The sequence below is a fragment of the Micromonospora sp. WMMD1128 genome (assembly GCF_027497235.1).
Classification (GTDB): domain Bacteria; phylum Actinomycetota; class Actinomycetes; order Mycobacteriales; family Micromonosporaceae; genus Micromonospora.
Genome location: NZ_CP114902.1, coordinates 6625044 through 6650975, shown reverse-complemented (window position 1 = coordinate 6650975; position 25932 = coordinate 6625044). Strand labels below are relative to the sequence as shown.

Here is a 25932-nt window from a genome sequence, read left to right as displayed (position 1 = left end):
CTTCACCGGACGCCGCTCCCCTCCGGGACGCTGTTCGCCTGCGCCGTCCAGCCGGGTAGCGGCGCGGTCAGCTTCAGCCGCATCTCGTCGTATTCGGCATCCGGGTCGGACCCGAGCACGATGGCGCCGCCGGCGCCGACCTGGAGGATTCCCCGGTGCAGGACCGCGGTCCGGATGACGATGTTGAGGTCCACCCCGCCGGTCAGGCCGAAGAAACCCAGCGCTCCGGAGTAGACGCCCCGCGCCCGATCCTCGATCTCACCGAGCAGCCGCATCGTTCGCGGCTTCGGTGCTCCGGTCATCGAACCGCCGGGGAAACAGGCCCGGACGATCCGGGTAGGTGAGACCGACCGGCGTTTGCGGCCGCGCACCGTCGAGACCAGCTGATGCACGGTCGCATACGACTCCACCGCCATGAACGACGGCACATGGACGCTGCCGATTTCGCAGACCTGCCCGAGGTCGTTCCGGAGCAGGTCGACGATCATCAGATTCTCCGCCCGGGTCTTCGGTGAGTCGCGCAGCTCGGCTCGCAGTGCCTGGTCCTGCTCGGGGTCGGTGGCCCGAGGAGCGGTTCCCTTGATCGGCTTGGCCTCGACCACCCCGGTCCGGTCGATCCGCAGGAAGCGCTCCGGCGAGGAGCAGAGAATCTGCGTCTCCCCCAGGCGGAGATAGGCGGCGTACGGTGCCGGATTGTGCCGGCGCTGCCGCAGATAGAGCTCGACACCGCACCCGTCGTACGGGGCCCGGAGCTCGTTGGTCAGGCAGATCTCGTAACTCTCTCCGGCCCGGAGCAGATCCAGGCAGGTGCGGATGTCCGCCAGGTAGCGCTCGCGTCCACGGGACAGCCAGCGCTCCGGGTCGTACGTCCGTTCCGGCCCCGCGCGCCCGCCGGTCGACCGACTGGCGTGCCTGTCGGCGTCGTCGACCGGGTGGCCGACGGGTCCGGCGCGCAGCAGGGCGGCCGTGCTGTCCAGCCAGCCGTCCGCGGCCGCGATCTGGGTGTCGGTGGCGCGGCAGAGCGCCAGCAGCCACACCTCACCGGTCTGATGGTCCAGGGCCACCATCCGGGTCGCGGCCATCCAGACCGCGTCCGGGGTCTCGGCGACGTGTCGGTTCGGTGCGCCGCAGTCCGCCTTCATCTCGTAGCCGAAGTAGCCGACGTAGCCGCTGGGCAGGTCGAAGGGAAACTCCCCGCGGTCCGCGATCCGGCGCTCGTCGAGGCGGCGCTGCAACACGGTGAAGATGTCCCCCGCCTCGACGCCGATCTGGACGCCGGTCGGGTCGAGCACCTCGACCATGCCGGTGGTACTGGCGTACCGGAGCACCTCCCCGTCCGGCCCGCCCGGGTGCCCCAGGAACGAAAACCGCGACACGCCGGGTACGACCCGGCTGCTGTCCAGCCAGAATGCGTACGGCCGGTCGCCGGTGATCCGTTGGAAGACCCACTCGGGGTCGACCGTTCCGACCTGCTCCGGCGGCCGCACCTCCGGAGCGGAAGCGCCGGACATCCGTCGGTGGCGCAGCAGCCAACCGCCGGCCTGCTCCTTGGTGGCGCTCGATGCCGGGCCCGGGTCGGCGGCGTCGCCGATCGCGCGCAAACCGTTTGTCGTGCCCTCTCCCACCAGCCGGCGGAAGTTCAGCAGCAACCGGCTGCCGTGCTCGGAGCTCACCGATTCCGGATGGAACTGCACCCCGAACCAGGGACGGAAGCGATGCCGCAGACCCATCACCACCCCGTCCTCGGCCCAGGCGTCGGCGACCAGGTCGTCAGGTAGCGGTTCGGCGACGCAGAGCGAGTGGTAGCGGACCGCCACGAAATTCTGCGGCAGACCGGCGAAGAGCCCGCCGTCGTGCCGTATGCGGCTCAGGTGGCCGTGGCGCGGCCGAGGCGCCGGCCCGACAGCGGCTCCGCAGAGGTAGCCCAGGGCCTGGTGGCCGAGGCACACCCCGAGCACCGGCCGGCCGCTGTCGCGGATGATGTCGAGACAGCGACCGATGTCTTCCGGGACCTGTGGCCGGCCTGGACCCGGCGAGATGATCACCGCATCGAACCGCCGTGCGAATTCCGCGGTCAACCGCGGGCTGTCGTTTCGCAGCACCTGCGGCTCGACGCCGTAGGTCTGGGCGATCAGCTGATAGAGGTTGAACGTGTACGAGTCATAGTTGTCGATCAGCAGGGTGCGCACCGTCACGCCACCCCCGAACGCCCGGCGGCGCTCGCTTCCCGGCCGTCGGTGTCGGGTGCGGCGCCGGTGCGCTCCCGCGCGGGTCCTCCATGGCTGCCCTGCTCCCGCAGGGCGAAGCGGCGGAGCTTCCCCGTCGGCGTGCGGGGCAGGGCGGCGAGGCGGGTGACGCCCCGGGGAACCTTGAACGGCGCCACCCGGCCGTCCAACCAGCGAGCGAGGTCGTCCACGGTGGGGGTGTCGGCGCCGGGCACCGGCACGACGAAGGCGTGCAGTCGGGTGGCGCCGGTCTCGTCCGGTCGGGCGGCCACCGCGGCCTCCGCGACCGTCGGGTGCTCCTCGATGAGGTGCTCCACCGGCTGCGGTGCCAGGGTGATCCCGCCGACCATCTCCAGGTCGTCCACCCGGCCGTGCAGGGTGTACGTCCCGTCGCCGTGCCGTACCGCCAGGTCCCGGGTACGCAGCCAGCCGGCCACCAGGGTGCGGGCGGTCTCCTCCGGCCGGTTCAGGTACCCGGTCATGACCGTCTCCCCGGCGACCCAGAGTTCCCCCTCGACCTCGTCGGGCACCGCCACCCCGTCGTTGTCGAGCAGCCGGAGGCGATGGCCCGGGACCGGGCGTCCGACCGTCCCGACCCGGTGCTCCGTCACGGTGTTCGCGCAGAAGGCGTGTCCGGCTTCGGTGGATCCGACCTGATCGAGCAGCGGGACGCCGAGCAGTTCCCGGGCCCGCGCCGCGAGCTCCGGTCGCAGCGCCTCACCGGCGGAGACGGCGGCCCGGACACTGCCGAAGGCGGCCCGGTCGCTGGCGGCGACGAGTTGTGCGTACGACGTGGGCACCCCGTAGAGCAGGGTGACCCGGTGCTCGGTGACGAGTTCCGCGACCGTCGCGGCTGCCGGGCGCTCCGGCAGCAGCACCGCCGACGATCCGGAGAAGAGGGGGAAGACGAAGGCGTTACCGAAACCGTAGGCGAAGTGCAGCTTGGAGATCGAGAGGGTGACGTCGTCGGCGCTGATGCTCAGCACACCGAGCCCGACATACCGGTGGTACGCCTCCGGGTCGGCGTGCCGGTGGACAGCTCCCTTCGGGTCTCCGGTGGTGCCGGAGGTGTACTGCACGTACAGGGGATCGGTGCCGGCCACCGGAACCGCCGGGACCGGACTCACCCGGCCGGCCCGGTCGAGCAGTTGGGTCGGGGAGAGCGTACGGACGTCGAACCGGCCCGCCAGCGCCTCGGGGCAGAGGACGAGACCCGGGGCGCAGTCGGCGACGAGCGCCGTGTGCTCCGGAGCGGCCAGCCCCGGGTTGACCAGGACTGCGACCGCTCCGGCCCGCGCCACGGCAAGGAACGAGACCACCCAGGCGGCGCTGTCGGGGAGCGCCAGGAGCACCCGGTCGCCCGGCCTGACCCCTTCGGCCGCCAGTATCCGCGCGGCCCGGCCGGCCAGATCGTGGATGGCTCCGTGGGACCAGGTCCGGCCCGGCTCGCGGACGGCTGGGCGCTGGCTCCAGCCGCGTTCCGCGCAGCTCCGTTCCAGCGTGGCCGCGAGATTCATGGCGAGAGCCCTTCTGCTGCTGGACGGGTGCGGACGTTCTTGGCGAGTCTGGACGTTCCGGGGAATCCGGCGGAGGCGGAAGTTCCAGGAAGAATGAGAACCGATCTAGACCGTAGAGCGCCGCGGAGGTGGGCGGCAAGTATCTGGTTCGACGTCCAGAGCGGCCGGAGAAATCTTTTTCTGCCACCGGATGTGGGTTTCCGGAGAATGTGCTACCGCCGCCAGCGTTCCTGTTGGGGAACCACTCCGGCGGATTTCGGCGAGGCCATGGGAGCTGATTAATTAGGTGATCCTTGGTACCCGTTCGGGCACCTTCCGCAGTAGCAGACAGGTGCCTTCGCTTACTTCCTCCGTTTGAGCCGAGACCGATCCCGTGGCACCGTCAGTCGAGTGTCGTACAGATTCCGCGAGGTCGATTCCAGTGATTACGCAATCGAGATGCACGGTGTGCAATACGACGCGCGGGAGATCGAAGCTTCGGTGCGTGAGTGTGTCGCCGCCGGGCACGTCTGCGCCATCCAGCCGGAGCACGGCGGGGAGCTGACGCTGATCCTGGAAGCGGCTGACGCCGACGGGCCGGAGCTGGCGCGCCGGGTCATGGGCGCCGTGGTGGACCGGCATGGACTGGCCCCGGGCACCGTCTGCCTGGTCCCCGGTGGGGAGTTGGACGGTTCGGGCCAGCCGGACGGTGCGAGTGGCGGCGCCGCTCCGTGGCGGCACGAGGTGCTGCGGCGGCTCCGGGCCGGCGAACTCACCGTGGCCTACCGGCACGAGGCCCGGACCAGCGGCGACCGAACCGCCCCGAGCGCCCTCGGCGACTCGCCAACCGCCACCGCGGCCGGTGGCGGACCGGTTCCGGGCGCCGCCCCGACGCAGGCCGGTCCCGGCCTGACCGCCGAGGTGATGCGCGCCGACGTGGCCCAGCTGCTGGGGATCGAACCGACCGACATCGACCCGGACGTCGACCTGGTGGGGCTCGGCCTCGACTCGCTGCGCACGATGCAGCTGGTGAACCAGTGGCGGCGCGGCGGCACCGACCTGACCTTCGCGGAGCTGGCCGAGGCGCCGGTACTCAACCGGTGGTGGGAGTTGCTCGCGGCGGCCGGGACCGGAGCGGCCGAGCCGGCGGAGGTCCACCCGGTCGACGAGACCGCGCCGTTCCCGTTGACCCCGGTGCAGCACGCCTACTGGATCGGCCGCCGGGACGACCAGGTCCTCGGCGGGGTCGGCTGCCATTTCTACGTCGAGTTCGACGGCGGCGGGGCCGGCGGCACCGCACCGGTCGACCCGGACCGGCTGGCCGAAGCGGTCCGTGCCCTGCTGCGCCGGCACGACCTGCTGCGGGCCCGCTTCCTCGACGACGGCACCCAGCAGATCCAGCCCGAACCGACCTGGCCCGGTCTGGTGGTGCACGACCTGCGTGCCGCCGGCGCGGCCGAGGTCGACGCGGAGCTGGCCGCGGCGCGGGACAAGCTGGCGCACCGGCGGCTGGCGGTCGAGCTGGGCGAGGTGTTCGACCTGCGCCTCAGCCTGCTGCCCGGTGGGCGCCACCGGCTGCATCTGAACTTCGACCTGCTCGTCGCCGACGTCCTGAGTATCCAGCTCATCCTGACGGACCTGACCCGCCTCTATCTCGACGGCCCGCCGGCGGATCTGCCGCCGCTGCCGTACGGCTTCCCGACGTACCTGGCGCACCAGGAGAGCCGGCGCCAGCAGGCCCGTGAGCGGGACCGGGATTACTGGCGGGAGCGCCTGCCCGACCTGCCGGACGGTCCGCAGCTACCGCTCGCCGTCGAGCCGGCGCTCATCGAGACGACCCGGTTCCAGCGGCGCGACCACCTGCTGGACCGGGCCGCGCGGGGGCGGCTGGAGCACCTGGCCCGGCAGCACGGGGTCACCCTGCCGATGGTTCTCGCCACCGCGTACGCCGAAGTGCTCGGCGCCTGGAGCGCCGAACAACGGTTCCTGCTCAATCTGCCGCTCTTCGACCGGGAGATCGTCGACCCCCACGTGGCGCGGCTCGTCGCCGACTTCACCAACCTGCTCCCGATGGATGTCGACCTCCGCGGGCCCGGCTCGTTCGGGCAGCGGGTGCACGGGCTCCAGGAGCAGCTCCGAGCCGGCATCGGGCACAGCGCGTACACCGGGGTCGAGGTGCTCCGGGACCTCGCGCGCACCCGACCGGACGACCGCATTCCGGCGCCTGTGGTCTTCACCAGCGCGATCGGCATGGGCGACCTGGTGGGCGAGGAGGTCCAGCGGACCTTCGGCCGGCTCGGGTGGATGCTGTCGCAGACTCCGCAGGCGTGGCTCGACCACCAGGTGACCGAACGCGACGGTGGCCTGTATCTGGTGTGGGACGCGGTGGCGGAGCTCTTCCCGCCCGGCGTGCTCGACGACATGTTCGCCGGCTACCTGCGGTTGCTGGACTGGCTGGCGCGAGGCGAGTGGGACGAACCGTCCCCCGCGCTCCTCCCCGCGGCGCAGGCCGCCGTGCGTCGCACGGCGAACGCCACCGGGGGACCGGTGCCGGACCGCCCGCTCCACGCCGACTTCTTCGACCTGGCGGGGGCCGATCCGGGTCGGACCGCGCTGATCGCGACAGACCGGGTGGTCAGCTACGGCGACCTGGCCGACCGCTCGCTGCGGATCGCGGCGGCCCTGCGCGACCGGGGCATCGGGCGGGGCGACGTGGTCGGGGTGACCCTGCCGAAGGGCCCGGAGCAGATCGCGGCGGTGCTCGGGGTGCTGGCCGCCGGGGCGGCGTACCTGCCGGCCGGGCCGGATCAGCCGCCGGCCCGCCGGGCCCGGATGCTGCGGCGGGCGGCGGTACGGGTGGTGCTCACCGACGACGACGTCGCCGGCTGGCCGGACGGGGTCGAGCCGGTGCCGGTCGCGACGACGGCGGCCCGGGAGCCGCTCGACGGCTGCGTCGCGGTGCCGATGACCGACCCAGCGTACGTGATCTTCACGTCCGGTTCGACCGGCGAGCCCAAGGGGGTGGAGATCACCCACATCGCGGCCCGGAACACCGTCGACGACGTCAACGAGCGGCTCGGCGTGGACCGGAACGACCGGGTGCTCGCCGTCTCGGCGCTCGACTTCGACCTGTCGGTGTACGACATCTTCGGACTGCTCTCGGTCGGCGGGGCGCTGGTGCTGGTGGAGGAGGACGAGCGGCGGGACGCGTACCGCTGGGTCGAGCTCTGCCGCACCCACCACGTGACCGTCTGGAACACCGTCCCCGCACTGTTGGACATGCTGCTGCTCGCGGCCGGCGACCCCGACCGGCCGGCTCGGACACTGCCGGAGCTGCGCCTGGTGTTGGTCTCGGGCGACTGGATCGGCCTCGACCTGCCGGGACGCGCGGCCACCGCCACCGGTGGCGGCCGGTTCGTCGCCCTCGGCGGTGCCACCGAGGCGTCGATCTGGTCGAACCACGTGGAGGTGGCCGAGGTTCCCGCCCACTGGCCGAGCGTCCCGTACGGCCGTCCACTGCGGAACCAGCGGTACCGGGTCGTCGACGACCAGGGCCGGGACCGCCCCGACTGGGTCCCCGGCGAGCTGTGGATCGGCGGTCTCGGCGTCGCCAGCGGCTACCGGGGGGACCCGGAGGCGACCGAGGGCTCCTTCCTGACCGTCGCCGACGCCCGCTGGTACCGCACCGGTGACCTGGGCCGGTACTGGCCCGACGGCACCCTGGAGTTCCTCGGCCGCACCGACCACCAGGTGAAGGTCCGCGGCCACCGGATCGAGTTGGGCGAGGTCGAGGCCGCGCTGCTGGCCCATCCGGCGGTCGCCGCCGCCGTGGTGCTTGCGGTCGGCCAGCCGACCCGCCTGGCCGCGACGATCGTTCCGCGGCCGGAGGCCGCGGCGGACGACGCCGAGGAGGGTCGGCCGTCCGTGGGCGGGGACGAACTGCTCGCCTTCCTCCGGGAGCGGCTCCCCGCCCACTCGGTCCCGGCCAGCGTCACGAGCGTCACCGAGCTGCCACTGACGAGCAACGGGAAGGTGGACCGCCGGGCTCTCGCGGCGCGGGCCGGGGATGCCGTCGCGCCGGCAGCGGTGGAGCCACCGCGCGGCGAGATCGAGGAGACGGTCGCCGCGATCTGGGCGGAACTGCTCGGCACGACTGCCGTGGGCCGGTGGGACAACTTCTTCGCACTCGGTGGGGACAGCCTGCTCGCCACCCGGATGATCTCCAGGCTGAACGCCGCGGGCTTCGCCGGCGCCGACCTCGGCCGGCTCTTCCGCACGGCGGAGTTGGCCAGCTTCGCCGCCGACCTCCGGCACGGCGGCCCGGAGCGGCCGACGCCGACGCTGCGGCCCGATCCGGAGCACCGGTACGACCCCTTCCCCCTCACCGATGTGCAGCGGGCCTATTGGATCGGCCGTACGGACACCTTCGCGTTGGGTGGTGTCGGCTGCCACTTCTACACCGAGTACGACGGCGCGGGAATCGACCTGGACCGGCTCACCGACGCCTGGAACCGGGTCATCGAGCGGCACGAGATGCTCCGGGCGGTCTTCCTGCCCAGCGGCGAGCAGCGGATTCTCCCCAGCGTGCCGCGGTTCGAGATCCCGGTCGTCGAGGTCGGGTCCGGTGCCGCCGAGGAGGTGCTCGCGCGGCAGCGGGACGCCATGTCGCACCAGGTCCTCGACGCCGGCCGCTGGCCGTTGTTCGATGTCCGGGCGGTGCGCTACGGCGACCGGACCCGGCTCGCGGTGAGCATCGACAGCATCCTCATCGACGCGCTCAGCGCGATGATCCTGATGCGCGAGGTGGACACGTTCTACCGCCGGCCCGACGCCGAACTGCCGCCGGTCGGCGTCTCGTTCCGGGACTACGTGCTCGACGCGGGGCCGGACGAGGGCAGCCGGGCCGAGTCCGAGTCCTACTGGTCGGACCGGGTCGACAGCCTGCCCGAGGGGCCGGCCCTGCCGCTGGCCCGGGACCCCGCCACCATGCAGCGGCCCCGATTCCTCCGGCGGGAGCAGCAGCTTCCGGAGCCGCAGTGGCGCCGGCTGCGGGAGTTGGCCCAGCGGCACGGGCTGACCGGCTCGGCCCTTCTCGCCACCGCCTTCGCCGAGGTGCTCGGCGCCTGGAGCGCCCGGGGAGATCTCACCCTCAACGTGACCCTCTTCGACCGTCGGGACGTGCACCCGGACATCGATGCCGTCCTTGGTGACTTCACCTCGTTGCTGCTCGTGGGCTACCAGCCCGAACCGGACGAGAGCTGGCTCGACGCCGCCCGCCGGATGCAGCGGAGGATGGGCGAGGACCTGGCGCACAGCGATGTCTCGGCGGTGTGGGTAATGCGGGAGCTGGCCCGGCGCCGGGGCAGCCTCGAGGTCAGCATGCCGGTGGTCTTCACAAGTACGCTCGGGGTCACCGACGACGTCGTCGTCGAGCCCTCGTTCGCCGAACGGGTCTGGGGGGTCTCGCAGACGCCACAGGTCTGGCTCGACCACCAGGTCATGGAGCGGGCCGGCGGCCTGCTGCTGGTCTGGGACGCGGTCGAGGAGCTGTTCCCCGCGGGCGTGCTGGACGCGATGTTCGCGGCGTACATGCGGCTGCTGGAGTGGCTCGCCGAGGGCGCCTGGGCGGAGCCGGTGCCGGCGCTGCTCCCGGCCGAGCAGCGGATCGTTCGGGCCGACGTGAACGCCACCGCCGGGCCGGTACCCGACGGGCTGCTGCACACCGGGTTCTTCCGGCGGGCGGCCGAGTCCCCGGAACGGGTCGCGCTGCTCAGCGCCGACGGTGAGCTCACCTACGGCGAGCTGGCCGGACAGGCGCTCCGGGTGGCCGGCGCGCTGCTCGGGCACGGCGTCCGCCCCGGTGACCTGGTCGGGATCACGCTGCCCAAGGGGCCGGAGCAGGTGGCCGCGGTCCTCGGCACGCTGGCCGCCGGGGCGGTGTACGTGCCCTGCGGGGTGGATCAGCCGCCGCTGCGCCGGAATCGGATCTTCGCCGGCGCCGGTGTGCGCCTGGTCCTCACCGACACCGCCGCCCGGGACTGGCCGGAGACGGTACGGGCGGTGCCGCTCACCGACGCGGTGCGGGCTACCGCGACCGCCGAGCCGGTGCCGCTGAGCCCGGACGCGCCGGCGTACGTGATCTTCACCTCCGGCTCGACGGGCGAGCCGAAGGGCGTCGAGATCACCCACGCGGCGGCCGGAAACACCGTCGACGACGTCAACGAGCGGTTCGGGGTACGGGAGACGGACCGGGTCCTCGCCGTCTCGGCGCTCGACTTCGACCTGTCGGTGTACGACATCTTCGGGCTGCTCGCCGCCGGTGGGGCCCTGGTGCTCCCGGCCGAACAGGAGCGGCGGGAACCCCAGTCCTGGCTGCGACTGTGCCGCGAACACCAGGTGACCCTGTGGAACAGCGTCCCGGCGCTGCTGGACATGCTGCTGGTGGCGCTGTCCGGCGACGCGCCGGCCCCAGCCCCGGGGCTACGGCTGGTCCTGGTCTCCGGCGACTGGGTGGGGGTGGACCTGCCGGGCCGGGCGGCGGCGGCGTTCGACGGATGCCGGTTCGTGGCGCTCGGCGGTGCCACCGAGGCCGCCATCTGGTCCAACGCGGTCGAGGTGACCGAGGTGCCGGAGTCGTGGACCGCCGTACCGTACGGCCTGCCGCTGCGGAACCAGCGGTACCGGGTGGTGGACGACCGCGGCCGGGACTGCCCCGACTGGGTCGCCGGAGAGCTGTGGATCGGGGGCGCCGGAGTCGCCACCGGGTACCGCAACGACCCGGAACGCACCCGGGAACGTTTCGTCGACTACGCCGGGGAGCGCTGGTACCGCACCGGGGATCTGGGCCGCTACTGGCCCGACGGCACGCTGGAGTTCCTCGGCCGGACCGACCAGCAGGTGAAGGTGCGAGGACACCGGATCGAGCTGGGCGAGGTGACCGCGGCGCTGGCCGCCCACCCCGCGCTGAGCACGGCCGCCGCCGTCGCGGTCGGTCGCCCGCCCCGGCTGGTCGCCTTCGGGGTGACCGAAGTCGGCTGCGGCGACGAGGACCTCGCCGGACTGGAGGAGTTCGTCGCCGCTCGGCTGCCGGGCTACGCGGTGCCGGGTGTCTGCCTCGTCCTGGACGAGCTGCCGCTGACGGCCAACGGCAAGGTCGACCGGTCCGCCCTGGAGAAGCTGGCCGATGAGGACGGTGGCCCGGCCGAGCCCGGCGAGCCGCCCCGGGGCGAGGTCGAGGAGGCGGTCGCCGCGATCTGGGCCCGGCTGCTGGACCTGCCCGGCGTGGGCCGGGAGGAGAACTTCATCGCCCTCGGCGGGGACAGTCAACTCGCCGCCCGGCTCGCCGCGGCGCTGCGGGAGCGGTTCGGGGTGGACATCTCGTTGCGGCAGCTCTTCGCCGCTCCCACCATCGCCGGGACGGCACGGCTGATCGACGGTTTTGAGGAAGGCGCGCTATGACCCGCTCGATGACCACGCCGACGCCCGCCGAGCTGATCGCCGATCTGCGCGATCTCGGCATGCAGCTCTGGGCGGACGACGGCCAGCTCCGGTTCCGGGCGCCCAAGGGGGTACTCACCCCGGAGCGTCGGGAACTGCTCACCGCCAACCGGGAGGCGGTGCTGGCGTGTCTGGACGCGGAGACCACCACCGTGACGCCCGATCCGGAGCACGAGCACGATCCGTTCCCGCTGACCGACGTGCAGTTGGCGTACCTGCTCGGCCGGCGGGACGCCTTCGACTACGGCGACGTGCCCTGCCAGGTCTACGCCGAGATGGAGTATCCGTCGCTCGATGCGGAGCGGCTGGAGGAGGCGTGGAACCTGCTGGTGCGCCGCCACGGCATGCTGCGCGCCGGCTTCGACCTCGACGGGCACCAGCAGGTACGGCCGGAGGTCCCCCGCTACCGGATCGCGGTGACCGACCTGCGGGGCGCCGCCGCCGAAGAGGTGCGCGCCGCCCTCCGCGCCACCCGGGAGGAGCTGGACCACCGGGCGTACGACCCGCGGGAGTGGCCGCTGTTCGAGCTGCGGCTGACCCACACCGACGAGGGGACCATCCTGCACGTCTCGGTGGACTTCCTGATCGCCGACTACCTGAGCATCCAGGTGCTCCTCGACGAGCTGCACCAGGCGTACGACGGGGTGCAGCTGCCGGAGCTGGAGGTCACCTTCCGGGACTACCTGCTCGCCGAGCGCGGCAGCCGGGAGGGGAGCCGGTACGAGCGGGACCGGGCCTACTGGCTGGACCGCCTGCCCGAGCTACCGGGCGCGCCGGAGCTGCCGGTCCGCCAGAACGGCGATGCCGATCAGGCCCGCCACCCGGATCGGCGGACACCGGGGCGCAGCCGACCGGGCCGGTTCCGCCGGCTGGCCAGCACGGTCCCGGCGCAGCGCTGGACCGCGCTCCAGCAGGCGGCCCGGGAGCAGCGGCTCACGCCCTCGACCGCGGTCCTCGCGGCGGTGGCCGAGGTGATCGGCCGGTGGAGCCGCAACCCCAGGTTCTGTCTCAACCTGACCCTGCTCAACCGGGAGCCGGTGCATCCGCAGATCGGGCGGTTGGTCGGCGACTTCACCACGGTCAGCCTGCTGGCGGTGGACACCGCGCCGGAACTCGGCTTCGCCGAGCGGGCCCGTGCGGTGCAGGACCGGCTCTGGGCGGACATGGACCACCGCCAGTTCAGTGGCGTGTCGGTGATGCGGGAGCTGGCCCGCGAACGCGGCCGGTCGGCGGCGCTGATGCCTGTCGTCTTCACCAGCACCCTCGGGCTGGGCGAGGAGTCCGAGCCGGAGCCCGCAACCGGGTTGGGCGGCACCGTCGGCTACGGCCGCAGCCAGACCCCCCAGGTCTGGATCGACGCTCAGGCCCTGGTCGAGCGGGGTGCGCTGACCGTCCGCTGGGACGTCCGGGAGGGGATCTTCCCCGATGGCATGGTCGACGACATGTTCGGCGAGCTCTCCACGTTGCTGCACCGGCTCGCCACCGAGCCGGAGTGCTGGCAGTTGCCATCCCCGATCGACCTGCCGCCCGCGCAGCATCGGGCCAGGGCCGCCGCCAACGACACCGCGGGGCCACTGCCCGAGGGGCTGCTGACCGACGACGTGGTCGCGGCGGCCCTGCGATACCCGGACCGGGTCGCCGTGACCGGACCCGGCGGGAGCATGACCTACCGGGAGCTGCTCGGCCGGGCCTCGGGAGTGGCCGCCGCGCTCCGGTCCGACGGCTGCCAGCCGGGGGAGATCGTGGCCCTGGCGATGGAGAAGGGCTGGGAGCAGGTGGTAGGGGTGCTCGGCGTGCTCCTCGCCGGTGCCGCCTACCTGCCGCTGGACGCGAATCAACCGCCGGCCCGGCGGGACCGGATCCTCGCCGACGCCGGGGCCCGGCGGGTGCTGGGCCAGTCCTGGTCGCCGCTGCCGCCGCCTCCGGGCACGCTCTTCGTCGACACCCTGGACGACCCCGGCCCGGCTGACGCCCCGGATCCCGGCCGGCACCCGGACGACCTGGCCTACGTGATCTACACCTCGGGCTCCACCGGTACGCCGAAGGGCGTGATGATCTCGCACCGGGCGGCGTTGAACACCATCCAGGATGTCAACCGCCGCTTCGGCGTCACCGCCGACGACCGGGTGCTCGCCCTCGCGGGGCTCGGCTTCGACCTCTCGGTGTACGACCTGTTCGGGCTCCTCGGCCTCGGCGGACAGCTGGTGATGCCGGCGGCCGACCGCCGGGGCGACCCGGCGCACTGGGCGGAGCTGCTCGCCGAGCACCGGGTGACCGTCTGGAACTCGGTGCCCGCGCAGTTGCAGCTCCTCGCCGACTACCTGGCGGTGGAGCCCCGGGCGGATCTCGACGCGCTGCGGCTCGCCCTGCTCAGCGGGGACTGGATCCCGGTCGGCCTCCCCGACCGGGTCCGGGAGCTGCTGCCCGGACTCCGCATGGTCAGCCTCGGTGGGGCGACCGAGGCGGCGATCTGGTCGATCTTCCACCCGATCGACGCCGTCGACCCGGGCTGGCGGAGCATCCCGTACGGCCGGCCGCTGACCAACCAGAGCTTCCACGTCCTGGACCGTTGGCAGCGTCCCAGCCCGGACCACGTCCCGGGGGAGCTGCACATCGGCGGGGCGGGACTGGCCCTGGGCTACCTCGGCGACCCGGAGCGGACCGCCGAGCGGTTCGTCGACCATCCGCGGCACGGCCGGCTCTATCGCACGGGAGACGTCGGGACGTACCACCCCGACGGGGCACTGGAGTTCCTCGGTCGGGAGGACCGCCAGGTCAAGATCCGGGGACACCGGATCGAGCTGGCCGAGGTCGAGGCGGCGCTGGCCACCGCCGAGGGGGTCGCGGCGGCGCATGTGCTTGTGGACGGGGCGGACGCGACGCGCCGGCGGCTCGTCGCCTTCGTGCAGACCGCAGCCGGAGTCGCGGACCGCCCGGACGACGAGCGGCACCGGCTGCTCGCCGCCGCGACCAGCGCCGGCGAGGCGACCACCGACGCCGTCGACGCGGCCGAGTTGGCCGAGTTCATGCGACGGCTGGACCGGGCCGGACTGCTCGGGATGCTGCGTGCGCTCGCGGAGCAGGGCCTCTTCTCCTCGCCGGAGGAGACACACGACACGGCGGAGATCCTCGACCGATCCGGGACCGCTCCCCGGCACCACCGGCTGGTCCGGCGCTGGCTCAACGCCCTGGTCCGGGCCGGGCTGCTCACCGAACGCGACGGCCGGTACGCCGCTCCCCGCCGGATCGGGCCGGGCGATCTGTCGGACGCCTGGGCGGCCGTGGACGAGTTGCAGCGGGAGGACCAGTACCCGGCGAAGCTGATCGACTATTTCCGGACCAGCACCGAGTCGCTGCCGCGGCTGCTGCGCGACGAGCTGGATCCGCTGCCGCTGCTCTTCCCCGAGGGGCGGCTGGACATCTCCTACGCCGCCTACCGGGACAATGTGATCAGCCGGTACGTCAACCACGGGGTCGTGGGCCTGCTCCGCGAGCTGGCCGGCACCCGGCCGGAGACGCTGCGGGTGCTGGAGGTCGGTGCCGGTGTCGGCGGCACCAGCACCGTGCTGATCCCGGCCCTCGCCGACGCCGACGTGGACTACCTCTTCACCGACGTGTCCCAGTTCTTCCTCACCGAGGCGCAGCAGCGCTTCGGCGACCGGGCGTCGTACGGGCTGCTCGACATCAACACCGACCCGAGGTCCCAGGGTTACCTGCCGAACAGCTTCGACGTCGTGCTCTGCGCCAACGTCCTGCACAACTCGCGGGACGCGGCGGTGGTCCTGGGTCGGCTCCGGGAGCTGCTCGCCCCCGGCGGGTGGCTGGTCTTCATCGAGACCACCCGGGAGAACGTCCAGATCATGACGTCGATGGAGTTCATGATGCCGGAGAAGGATCCGGCCAAGTGGGACTACGACGACCTGCGGCGCGGCCGGGACCAGACCTTCCTGGACGTGGCGCAGTGGCGGGGACTGCTCACCGACGCCGGCGCGGACGTGCTGCTCGACCTGCCCGGTGCCGGCGACGTGACCGAACCGCTCGGCCAGCACGTCTTCGCCGCCCGCTTCAAGGCGGACCGGGCGGACGTCCGCCCGGCCGGCCTGCTGCGCCACTGCGCCCAGCGGGTGCCCGAATACATGCTCCCCGCCCAGGTGCAGGTCGTCGACGCGCTGCCGCTCACCGGCAACGGCAAGGTCGACCCGGCGGCGCTTTCCGGCTGGATCATCCGGGACGGCGCCGCCGCCCAGCCGGCGGACGCCGCGCCCGCAGACGAGTTGGAACAGCGGATCGCCGCGGTCTGGGCGGACCTGCTCCAGGTGCCCCGGGTCGGCCGGGAGCAGGACTTCTATCAGTTGGGCGGGGATTCCCTGCTGACCGCGCGGCTGGCCGGCCGGCTCCGGGAGGAGGTGTCCGAGGCGGGCGAGGTGCCCTACGACACCCTGCTGCGGGTGGTCCTCAACCGGCCCACGGTGGCCGCTCTCGCCGAGCACCTGCGGGCCGGGCAGCATCGGGTCGACGCTCCGAGCGCCCCGGCGGAGCGGAGCTCTCCCCTGCTGCCGCTCGTCGACGCCGACGGTGACACGGTCCGGGTGCTGGTGCACGACGGGGTCGGGACGCTGGCCGCGTACCGGAACCTGGTGCCGTTGCTCGGCGACGCCGGCCCGGTGGTCGGTCTGGCGGTGACCGGCGACGACCCGTACCAGGACGAGGACCCGGCCGGGCTGGTCGAGCGCCGGGCCGGCGACTACACCCGCCGGCTGCTGGAGACCGGCGCCACCCGGTTCGACGTCGTCGGCTACTGCATGGGCGGCCTGCTCGCCCTGGAGGTCGCCCGGCAGCTCACCGAGTCCGGCGCGACGGTGGCCAGCCTCACGATCATCAGCAGCTACAGCCTGCCGCACACGATCGAGGACGAGTTGGTGCTGGAGTACGTCTTCGCCCGGCTGCTCCACCTGGACACCGAGGCGTTGGGCTACCCGGACGACGAGACGACCGCCCGGGCCTTCCAGGAGGTTCTGGCGCGTACCCCCGGCCGGGTTCCGGTCGGGGCGCTGGACGGCCTGGCCGACGACCCGGCGTTGGCCGGGGCCGCGGCACAGTTCGCGGCGCTGCGCCGGACGCCTCAGCCGAACCGGCTGGCCGCCGTGGAGAAGCTGTTGGCCGGTCAGTCCGAGGAGGCGGCCGTTCCGCTGGAGCTGGGCGGTCTCTACGACCTCTACCGGCACAGCATGCGCGCGGTGACCCGGCACGAGGCCACCCCGTACGCCGGGGACATCACGTTCCTGCGGGAGTTGGAGGACACCGGGTTCCTGCCCTGGCTGCGGCGGGACATGACCGACTACTGGCGGGACGTCTGTCTGGGCGATCTCTCCGTGGTGGACGTCCCCGGCGACCACTTCTCCTGCCTGCGACCGCCGCACGTCCGGCGGGTCGCCGACGTGCTGGCCGAGGTGCACCGGGGGGCGCGGTGACGGGTCCGGTCGTCGGGGTGCTCGGCTGCTACGGGGCGGTCGGGTCGGCGGTGGTCGAGCTGTTGGCGTCGGCGGATGTCCGGCTGCGGCTCGGCGGCCGGCGGCCCGGGCCGCTGGCCGACGTCGCCCGGGAGGCCGGCGTGCCCCGGGAGGCCACCGCACTCGTGAACGCCGCCGACCGGCACGGCCTCGCCGAGTTCGCCGCCGGCTGCGCGGTCGTCGTCGACTGCACCGGTCCGGCGTACCGGGCCGAGGCCGGCGTGGTGCGGGCGGCGGTCGCCGCCGGGGCCGACTATGTCGGGGCGGCCGGCGAGCACCGGTACGCCGACCTGCCCGCCGGCCGCCGGGTGGTGGTCGGCGCGGGGATGACGCCGGGGTTGACCTTCGTGTTGCCCCGGGCGCTGGCCGCCGAGGGGTTCGACCGGCTCGACCGGCTGACCGCCTACACCGGCGGGCGGGACCGCTTCACTCCCGGCGCCGCACGGGACTACGTGGCCGGGATGGTCGAGGGGGCCGGTCGGTCGCTGGCCGCGTGGCTCGGCGGTCGCCGGGTGCCGGGCGCGTTGACCCCGCTGGACCGGGTCGAGCTGCCGTACTTCCCGGGTCGGGTCACCGCGCACCCGTTCCTCACCACCGAGGCGGAGCGGTTGGCGGACACGCTCGGGCTCGCGGAGGTGCGCTGGTACCACGTCTTCGACGGGGAGCAGGCGCTGCGGGCACTGAGCACGGTGGACCCCGGAGAGATCGACCCGGCGGCGGACCAGCTGGTGCGGGCGGCCGAGTTGGAGACCTTCGGCAGGTCGACGTACCAGCTCGTCGTCCTGCAACTCGACGGGGCCGCGCAGGGCCGCCCGGTGACCCGGACCCTGGCGCTGCGGGCGGTGGACAGCTACCGGTTGACCGCTGAGGCGGCGGTGCTCACCGCCCGGGCGGTGCTCGCCGGTCAGGTGCCGCCGGGTTCGCACCACGCGGGCGAGGTACTCGATCCGGCCCGGGTGACGGAGCGGTTGGCGGCCTCGCCGAGCGTCCGCCAGTTGGAGTTCGTCGATCGACCGGCAGCGGTTGAGGAGGGTGCGCTGTGACCGGGAACGTGGTGGTCTGCGGGACCGGCTTCGGCCGGGTCTATCTGCGGGCCCTGGAACGTGCCGAGCCGTCGCTGCGGTTGGCCGGGGTGCTGGCCCGTGGCAGCGCCCGCTCGGTGGCCTGCGCCGAGCGTGCCGGGGTGCCGCTCTACACCGATCCGGACGATCTCCCCCCGGAGATCGACCTCGCGGTGGTCGCGGTCTACGCCGGAGTGAACGGCGGTGCCGGCACCGAGCTCGCGCAGCGGCTGATGGGGCGCGGCATCCACGTCCTTCAGGAGGGGCCGCTGCACCAGGACGAGCTGAGCGGCACGCTGCGTGCCGCCCGGCGGGCCGGGGTGATGTACCAGGTCAGCACGCACTACGTGGAGGTGGAGCCGGTCCGGCGGTTCATCGCCGTGACCCGGGCGCTCGCCGCCCAGCAGCCCTTGCTCCATCTCGACGCGACCTGTGGGCTCCAGGTCTTCTATCACCTGTTCGACATCCTCCGGCTGGCGTTGGGCGGGCTGCGTCCGTGGTCGTTCGCGGAGACGGTGCCGTCCGCCGGCGGGTTCGCCACCCTGGTCGGGGAGGTACGGGGGTTGCCGGTGACGCTGCGGGTGCAGAACCAACTGCACCTGACGGACCCGGACAACCACGCCCACCTGCTGCACCGGATCACCGTCGGCGCCGCGGGCGGAAACCTGACCCTGGTGAACACCCACGGCCCGCTCATCTGGAGCCCTCGTCCGCACTTTCCCGCGCAGGGGCAGGCCGGCAGCCGGCTGGACGAGAGTCCGGGTGAGCACCTGGACTACCCCAGTGCCAGCCCGATCGGCCCGGCCGAGGCGCCCAGCTACCGGAACATCGTGGGGGAGCTGTGGCCGGCAGCCGCCGGCCGGGCGTTGGCCGGTCTGCACCGAGCGGCCCGGGACGGCGCGGACCCGCTCACGGCCGGGCAGTCCCACCTCGCCGTCGCCGGAGTCTGGCGGGACGCGAGCCGCCGTCTCGGCCCGCCGGAGTCGCTCGACGGGCCGGCACCCCGACCGCTGTCCGTGAAGGAGGTAGACGTTCTGTGATGATCACAAATGGTCAGCGCTGGCTGCGCCGGCTCACCACCGCCGACGTACCGGGCGGGCGGCCACGGGTGCGGCTGGTGGCGCTTCCCCATGCCGGCGGGGCCGCGAGCTTCTACCATAAGTGGGCCCGGCTGTTGCCGAGGGATGTGGAGCTCATGGCGGTCCAGTATCCGGGCCGGCAGGACCGCGCGGACGAGCCGTGCGCGGTGTCCATGCCGGAACTGGCTGACCCGATCGCGGCTGCCCTAGCTCCGATGGCCGGGCCGACGATGGCCGTCTTCGGACACAGCATGGGGGCGGCGGTCGCCGTCGAGGTCACGCGGCGGCTGGAGGAGCAGATCGGGCGGCCCCTGCTGCGGCTCTTCGTCTCCGGCCGTCCCGCTCCCCACCGGCAGCGTCCCACCGCCGTCCACGAGGGCGGCGACGACGCGCTCCTGGCGGACCTGCGCCGGCTCGGTGGGACCGACGAGTCCCTGCTCGCCCAGCCCGGGCTGCGGGAGATGGTGTTGCCGAGCCTGCGCGCCGACTACCGGTTGATCGAGCGGTACCGGCCCGCTCCGGCGGCTCCGCTGCGGACCCCGATCACCGCGCTCTGCGGCGATCGGGATCCGGAGGTGAGCCCCGAGGAGGCGGCTGCCTGGCGGGAGCAGACAAGCGGCGACTTCCACGCCCAGGTGATCGGCGGTGACCATTTCTACGTCACCGACCGGCCGGTCGCGGCGGTCCGGGCGGTCCTGGCGGACGTACGGCCGCAGGTTCCGCTGGCGGCGGCGTGGCCGTCGACGCCGTGACCCGCTAGATCAAACCAGCCTTTAGGGTTTGAGCGATAGCTTTTGGTGAAACAGAACAGGAAAGACTACGGAAGGGATAAATCATGACGACGGTCAACCACGACCTGGAGAAGGAGCTCTTCGAGCTGGAGCAGGAGGGGTGGCGGGCGATCTCGTCGGCGAACGGCGACTTCTATCGCAAGCTGGTCACCCCGCAAACCCTCGTGGTGGAGCACGACGGGATCTCCACCGGTGACGACCTGGTCGCGGAGATCGACGGGAACACCTCCCCGTTCACCGGCTTCACCCTCGACGAGCAGCGGATCGTCCCGATCAGTGACGACACCGCCGTCATCACCTATCGGGCGGTCGCCGAGGTGAGCGGCCGAGGCACGTTCAAGCTCTACATGTCAAGCGTCTGGCAGCGCCAGGCGGACGGCTGGAAGCTGCTGTTCCACCAGCAGACGCCGATGTCCAACCAGGAGAGCTGAGATCGACAGGGGCGCCGGCCACCGCGCTGGTCGGCGCCCACCCCGGAGAGGACGAAGCGGTGACACAACCAGGCATCGAGGTCGAACACCTCCGCAAGGAGTTCGGCGACAAGGTTGCGGTGGCGGACATCTCCTTCACAGTGGCCGGCGGAACCCTGCTCGGCCTGCTCGGCTCGAACGGAGCCGGCAAGACCACCATCATCAACTGCCTCACCACCCTGGTACGGCCGGACGGCGGCCGGGCCGCCGTCGCCGGCCACGACGTCGTGGCGCAGCCCGCGGAGGTCCGGGCGTCGATCGCCCTGACCGGCCAGTTCGCCGCCCTCGACGAAGTGCTCACCGGGCGGGAGAACCTCGTCCTGTTCGGCCGCCTGCTCCGGCTGGGCCGAACCCGGGCCCGGCAGCGCGCCGAGGAACTCCTCGACCGGTTCCGCCTCACCGAGGCGGCCGACAAGCCGGTCAAGAGCTACTCCGGGGGCATGCGCCGCCGCCTCGACCTGGCCGCCAGCCTGGTGGTCGAGCGACCGGTGCTCTTCCTCGACGAGCCCACCACCGGGCTCGACCCGCGCAGCCGGGAGGAGATGTGGCAGCTCATCCGCCAGCTCCGCGACGGCGGCAGCACAGTCCTGCTGACCAGCCAGTACCTCGAAGAGGTCGACCGCCTGGCCGATCGGGTCGTGGTGCTGGACGACGGACAGGTGATCGCCGAGGGGACCCCCGACGAGCTCAAGGAGCGGGTCGGCGGCCAGGTGTGCGAGATCGAGGTGCCCGCAGACCGCAAGGAGGAGGCCGCCGCCGCGCTCCGTTCCGGGATGGACGAGGTCACCGAGCGGGACGGCGCACTCGTCGTGCCGGCGCCTCGGGCCCGGATGCTGGCCGACGTGGTCCGGCTGCTCGAGGAGGCGGGTATCGAGGCCGAGAACGTGGCCCTGCGCAAACCCACGATGGACGAGGTGTTCTTCGCCTTCACCTCGGACGGGACGCAGCGGCCGAGCGCGGAGAGGTCCCGGGCATGACGGCGGCGACCGGCACCGAGCACGGGATCGGAAACCTGGTCACCCAGGGCTCCGTACTCGCCGGCCGGAACCTGCGGCAGCGGGCCAACGCCGAGATGCTCGTCGTGTTCGGTGTGTTCCCGGTGATCTTCGTATTCGGGTTCCTGTTGCTTTTCGGCCGGCTCTTCTCCGAGCGCGGGCTGGACTACGCCCAGTTCCTGCCGCCGGCGATCGTCGCGCAGTGGATGTTCACGGTGGCGAACACGTCGGGCGCCGCCTCCGCCGCCGACCGGGCCTCGGGGATGCTCACCCGCTGCCTGTCGATGCCGGTCAGCCGGGCGGCGGTGGTGACCGGACGGCTCGCCTCGGACGCCGTCTGGGCGGTGCTCGCCGTGGTGGTGATCAGTGCCACCGGATACCTCGCGGGGTTCCGGTTCCACGGTGGCGTCCCGGCCGCACTCGGGTTCGTGCTGCTCGCGCTGGCGTTCGCGCTGACCTTGACAGCGGCGACGACAGCGGTGGGCCTCTCCTCGACCGACCCGGAGGCGGTGGCGGCGACGCTCAACCTGCCGTATCTGGCCCTGATCATGCTCTCCAGCGCGTTCGTGCCGGCCGACGCCTTCCCCGGTTGGCTGGAACCGGTGATCCGGTTCTCCCCGGTCTCGGTGGTCATCGAGGCCCTGCGGTCGCTCGCCTCGGCGACGCCGTCCTGGGGGCGGGTCTGGCCGGCGGTCGCCTGGCTGGCCGGGCTGCTGGTGATCTTCTCGTGGGCCGCCACGCGCGCATTCAGGAGGGCTCGATGAGTGTCGGGCACGAAGCGTCGGTCCTGGCCGGCCGGAACCTGCGCCGGTTCGTGCGCAGCCCACGGCTGCTCGGTGACGCCGTCAGTTTTCCGCTGGTCCTGCTGCTGTTGCTGCTGGTGATGTTCGGCGAGGTGGTCGGCGGGGCCACCGGCGAGCCGTACATCGCCCGGCTGGCCCCGGGGATCGTGCTGTTCAGCGTCGCCTACAGCTGTGTGGGCACGGCCGTCGGATTCCACGCGGACGTGCACGGCGGGTTCCAGGGGCGGCTGCGGACCATGCCGATCGCCCGGATGTCCCCGCTGCTCGGCCGGATCGCCGGCGACGTGGTCAAGTTCGTGCTGGTCACCGCGGTGACCGTCGCGGTGGGCTACCTCGTCGGATTCCGGTTCGAGCAGGGCTTCCCGGCGGCGGTCGGCTTCCTCCTGGTGGTGCTGCTGTTCGCGCTGATCTTTCTCTGGGCGGCCCTGGTGGTGGCCCTGACCGCCCGCAGCGCCGAGGCGGCGGCCAGCTCCCTGAACGCGCCGGTCACGTTGCTCCTGCTGGTTTCCACCTGCCTGGTGCCGCTGTCGGCGTTCCCGGGGTGGGCCCAGCCGGCGATCCGGGCGAATCCGTTGAGCTGCGCGCACGCCGCGCTGGTCGGCCTCTCCTCGGGTGGGCCGGTCCTGGTGCCGGTGCTGCAGACCCTGGCCTGGGTGCTCGGTGCCACGCTGCTGCTGGGTCCGCTGGCGCTGCGGCTCGCTCGGCGATGACCGCCGACCGGGCTGAGCCACCCGCGCGGACGGGTGGCTCAGCCCCAACGGTCTCACGAGCGGAGCAGCTCGATCAGCTCGTACCGCAGCTCGCCGTCGGGGTACTCGCCGACAGCACACCGGCGGGTCACCGGCCGCCAACCGTGTTCGGCGGCGATCCGGCCGAGCATCGCCGAGTCGCCCAGGTCGGTGAAGCCGAGCATCACCCGCCCGCCGGGGGCCAGGTGCCGCCCGACGGTACCCAGGAACGCCGCGTGGGCCACGTACCCCGGGTCGAAGAAGGCCCGGTCCAGCAGGTCGTCCGGCGACTCCCCGGGGGAGGCGCCGACGAAGTTGGAGTTCCAGAAGATCAGGTCGAACCGTTCGTCCCCGGTCAGCGGCTGGAACATGTCCCCACACCGCGCGGTCACCCGGTCGGCGACGCCGTGCCGCTCGGCGTTGCGCCGGGTGTTCTCCACCGCCGCGGCACTGATGTCGAGCGCGGTGACCGCCGCGCAGCCGCGCTGCGCGGCGATGACGGAGAGATAGCCGGTGCCGCAGCCCATTTCACAGAACGATCCGCCGGTGGGGTAGGCGAGCCATTCGGCGTACAGGGCGGCGGACGGGGTCAGATGTGGCGCGTAGACCCCCGGAAGGAGATCCCATTCCTGCCCCAGCAGTTCGAAGGTTCGGGGTTCGACGATGTCCTGGTGCCGGTTCCGCAGGCGCAGAACCAGGTCTCGATCTCGGGAATCCATATATCTGCCCCCTTTCCTGTACCGGGAGCATAAACACAGGAGGACGGTACGTTGCGAGTCGAACGGCGAGTACCCAGGCAGCAGGCGGAGAGTCCACAGCGGAGCGGAGCCGACCCGCTGCGACAGTTCCAGGACTGGCGCGCGGAGTGGATCGCCCGGTCCCCCGCCGACCCGGCAGCCGCGGTGCTGGCCACGGTCGGCCCGGACGGGCGCCCCTCGGCGCGTTACGTCGACCTGGCCCGGGTCGACACCGGCTTCGTCTTCTTCACCGGTTACCGCAGCCGCAAGGCGACCGATCTCGCCGTCTCCCCGTACGCCGAACTCTGTTTCGGCTGGCTGGAGACCTCCCGGCAGGTCCGGGTCAGCGGCCCGGTGGAGCGGATCGACCCGCTGACCAGCGACGAATACTTCAGCCGGCTCCCCCGGCCGGTGCAGCTCCTGGCCTGGTCGACCGACCAGCGGTCGGTGCTCGACGAGCCGCTGACCGGCCGGATCGCGGCCACCGAGCGGCGCTTCGCGGGACAGGAAATTCCTCGGCCCACGCAGTGGGGCGGGCTACGACTGTTACCCGAGTCGCTCGAATTCTGGCAGGGTGGCCCCGCCGACGTGCCGGAGCGGCTGCGGTACCGGCGCACCGGAGACGGCTGGAACGGCGAACGGATCGCGCCGTGACCAGGTCCGTCGCCGAGCGGGAGGCGCTCCAACAGCCGGAGTGGCCGGACCCGGCGGCCGTGGCGGGCGTACGGGAGATACTCGCCAACCGGTCCGGCCTGGTCTCCGAAGCGGAGTGCGCCGTCCTCGCCGGGCAGCTCGACCGGGCGGCCCGGGGCGAGGCGCTGGTGTTGCAGGCCGGCGACTGCGCGGAGCGGTTCACCGAGGCCGCCCCGGAGCCGATCGCCGCCCGGCTGACCCAGTTGACCGGCCTCGCCGCGCGGCTGCACCGAGGTTCCGGGCTGCCGGTGGTACCGGTCGGGCGGATCGCCGGTCAGTACGCGAAGCCGCGCTCGTCGGCGTGGGAGCGGCTGCCCGACGGCACGGTGCTCCCCGCGTACCGGGGAGACCTGATCAACCGACCGGAGGCGGACCCCGTGTCCCGTACCCCCGATCCGCACCGGATGCTGACCGGGTACGACTGCGCCGCCTTCGTCCTGCGCCAGCTCCGGCGACGCTCCGGGACCGACCCGGAGTGGTCCGACCCGGCCGACGCCCCGCTCTTCGCCTCGCACGAGGCGCTGCTGTGCGACTACGAGACCGCCCTGGAGCGGACCGGAGCGGCCGGTCGGTACGCCTCCTCCGGACATCTCCTGTGGATCGGCGACCGGACCCGGGCATCGGACGGCTGGCACGTGCGGTGGGCGGCGGAGCTGAGCAACCCGGTCGGGGTCAAGATCGGACCGTCCATCACCGTCACCGAGGCGGTCCGGCTGAGCCGGGTGCTCAACCCGCAGGGCCGGCCCGGCAAGGTGTCGTTCATCGTCCGGCTCGGCTCCCAGCGGATCCGGCGCATCCTGCCGGAGCTGGCGCTCGCGATCCGCCGGCACGGGGCACCAGTGCTGTGGCTGTGCGACCCGATGCACGGCAACACGTACCGGCTGCGCTCCGGCGCGAAGACCCGGCCGGTGGAGGCGATCCACGACGAGGCGACCGCCTTCGTCCGGATCCTCGCCGCCCACCGGCTGCACCCGGCCGGGCTGCACCTGGAGGTGACTCCGGAAGACGTGACCGAGTGCGTCGCCGCCCCGGTCGACACGCCGGTCTCCCCGGCGCGGGTCGCGCAGCCCCGCTACACAAGCGCCTGTGACCCGCGGCTGAACCGGGAACAGGCGGACGAACTCGCGGCCCATTTCGCGGGCCTGACCCGACGGAGGTGAACCAGCGATGAGCAGACGAGAGCAGGACGGCGCGGACGCCACGGCGTTCGGCGGCTTCCCGGCCGAGGCGTTCCGCTTCTATCAGAACCTGGAGAAGCACAACACCCGCGACGAGTGGCACCGGCACAAGGAGACGTACGACTCGTGCGTCCGCGAGCCGATGGAGGCGCTCGCCACCGAACTCGGGGAGAAGTACGGCGCGGTCAAGGTGTGGCGGCCGCAGCGGGACGTCCGGTTCGCGAAGGACAAGTCGCCGTACAAGACGTACCAGGGGTTGACCGCCGGTTCGGCCGACAGCGTCGGCTACTACCTCCAGCTCGACGCCGAAGGGCTACGCCTGGGCGGCGGCTACCACGGCCTCTCCTCCGAACAGGTCGAACGCTACCGCGAGGCGGTCGACGACGGTCGCTCCGGCGCCGCGTTGCAACGGATCGTCGACGAGCTCACCGCCGACGACTGGCACCTGATCGGGGAACGGCTCAAGACCAGGCCGCGCGGCTACCCGGCGGATCATCCCCGGGTGGAACTGCTGCGGTACCGGTCGCTGGCCGCCGACCGGGTGCACCGGGTGTCGGACGGGATCGACGGCGAGGAAGCGGTACGCCTCGTCCGGGGTGGGTGGGACGCGCTGGCTCCGCTTGTCGACTGGCTGGACCGGCATGTCTCCGCGACCGGAGGGAGCTGACC

15 protein-coding genes are annotated in these 25932 nt (G+C 72.7%); 12 read left to right on the top strand and 3 right to left on the bottom strand.

The annotated features are described in order from the left end of the window. Positions 1-2: 2 nt before the first annotated feature. The gene (locus O7602_RS30225) at positions 3-2195 is read right to left on the bottom strand and encodes a chorismate-binding protein (protein ID WP_281585978.1); all 2193 of its coding nucleotides are present in this window, start codon (positions 2193-2195) and stop codon (positions 3-5) included. Next, positions 2192-3742 carry an AMP-binding protein gene (locus O7602_RS30220; RefSeq protein WP_281585977.1) on the bottom strand — a complete coding sequence of 517 codons (1551 nt, stop codon included), beginning with the start codon at positions 3740-3742 and terminating at the stop codon, positions 2192-2194. Before O7602_RS30220 ends, O7602_RS30225 begins: the two co-directional genes overlap by 4 nt. A 438-nt stretch (positions 3743-4180) precedes the next feature. Between O7602_RS30220 and O7602_RS30215 the strand changes: the two genes are divergently transcribed. From O7602_RS30215 to O7602_RS30175, 9 genes are all read left to right on the top strand, one after another. After that, entirely contained in the window at positions 4181-11179 is a 6999-nt protein-coding gene (locus tag O7602_RS30215; protein ID WP_281585976.1) for a non-ribosomal peptide synthetase, read from the top strand. Continuing rightward, the gene (locus tag O7602_RS30210) at positions 11176-16689 is read left to right on the top strand and encodes a non-ribosomal peptide synthetase (protein ID WP_281585975.1); all 5514 of its coding nucleotides are present in this window, start codon (positions 11176-11178) and stop codon (positions 16687-16689) included. The genes O7602_RS30215 and O7602_RS30210 overlap by 4 nt, the downstream gene beginning before the upstream one ends. After that, entirely contained in the window at positions 16686-17771 is a 1086-nt protein-coding gene (locus tag O7602_RS30205; protein ID WP_281585974.1) for a saccharopine dehydrogenase NADP-binding domain-containing protein, read from the top strand. Before O7602_RS30210 ends, O7602_RS30205 begins: the two co-directional genes overlap by 4 nt. Then, positions 17768-18829, top strand: a complete 1062-nt coding sequence (locus O7602_RS30200; protein WP_281585973.1) for a Gfo/Idh/MocA family oxidoreductase — start codon at positions 17768-17770, stop codon at positions 18827-18829. The genes O7602_RS30205 and O7602_RS30200 overlap by 4 nt, the downstream gene beginning before the upstream one ends. After that, positions 18829-19620: an alpha/beta fold hydrolase gene (locus tag O7602_RS30195; RefSeq protein ID WP_281585972.1), complete on the top strand. Its 792-nt coding sequence runs from the start codon at positions 18829-18831 to the stop codon at positions 19618-19620. The genes O7602_RS30200 and O7602_RS30195 overlap by 1 nt, the downstream gene beginning before the upstream one ends. A gap of 83 nt (positions 19621-19703) precedes the next feature. Further along, positions 19704-20090: a nuclear transport factor 2 family protein gene (locus O7602_RS30190; RefSeq protein ID WP_281585971.1), complete on the top strand. Its 387-nt coding sequence runs from the start codon at positions 19704-19706 to the stop codon at positions 20088-20090. A gap of 59 nt (positions 20091-20149) precedes the next feature. Continuing rightward, positions 20150-21106 carry an ATP-binding cassette domain-containing protein gene (locus tag O7602_RS30185; RefSeq protein ID WP_281585970.1) on the top strand — a complete coding sequence of 319 codons (957 nt, stop codon included), beginning with the start codon at positions 20150-20152 and terminating at the stop codon, positions 21104-21106. Further along, complete coding sequence (locus tag O7602_RS30180) at positions 21103-21888, top strand: ABC transporter permease (RefSeq protein WP_281585969.1); 786 nt, start codon at positions 21103-21105, stop codon at positions 21886-21888. The genes O7602_RS30185 and O7602_RS30180 overlap by 4 nt, the downstream gene beginning before the upstream one ends. Beyond that, positions 21885-22637 (top strand): ABC transporter permease, encoded by a 753-nt coding sequence (locus O7602_RS30175; protein WP_281585968.1) that lies wholly within the window; start codon positions 21885-21887, stop codon positions 22635-22637. Before O7602_RS30180 ends, O7602_RS30175 begins: the two co-directional genes overlap by 4 nt. 53 nt (positions 22638-22690) lie before the next feature. Here the strand turns inward: O7602_RS30175 and O7602_RS30170 are convergent, their stop codons facing one another. Next, positions 22691-23374 (bottom strand): methyltransferase domain-containing protein, encoded by a 684-nt coding sequence (locus O7602_RS30170; protein ID WP_281585967.1) that lies wholly within the window; start codon positions 23372-23374, stop codon positions 22691-22693. Between the two features lie 51 nt (positions 23375-23425). Here O7602_RS30170 and O7602_RS30165 point away from each other — a divergent pair, with 51 nt between their 5' ends. From O7602_RS30165 to O7602_RS30155, 3 genes are read left to right on the top strand one after another with little or no spacing between them, the layout of a single operon-like run. Further along, on the top strand, positions 23426-24046 hold the full coding sequence (locus O7602_RS30165) for a pyridoxal 5'-phosphate synthase (protein ID WP_281585966.1): 621 nt from the start codon (positions 23426-23428) through the stop codon (positions 24044-24046). Then, positions 24043-25245, top strand: coding sequence for a 3-deoxy-7-phosphoheptulonate synthase (locus O7602_RS30160; RefSeq protein WP_281585965.1), 1203 nt, complete (start codon positions 24043-24045; stop codon positions 25243-25245). The genes O7602_RS30165 and O7602_RS30160 overlap by 4 nt, the downstream gene beginning before the upstream one ends. A 7-nt stretch (positions 25246-25252) precedes the next feature. Next, complete coding sequence (locus O7602_RS30155; RefSeq protein ID WP_281585964.1) at positions 25253-25930, top strand: DUF2461 domain-containing protein; 678 nt, start codon at positions 25253-25255, stop codon at positions 25928-25930. Positions 25931-25932: the final 2 nt, after the last annotated feature.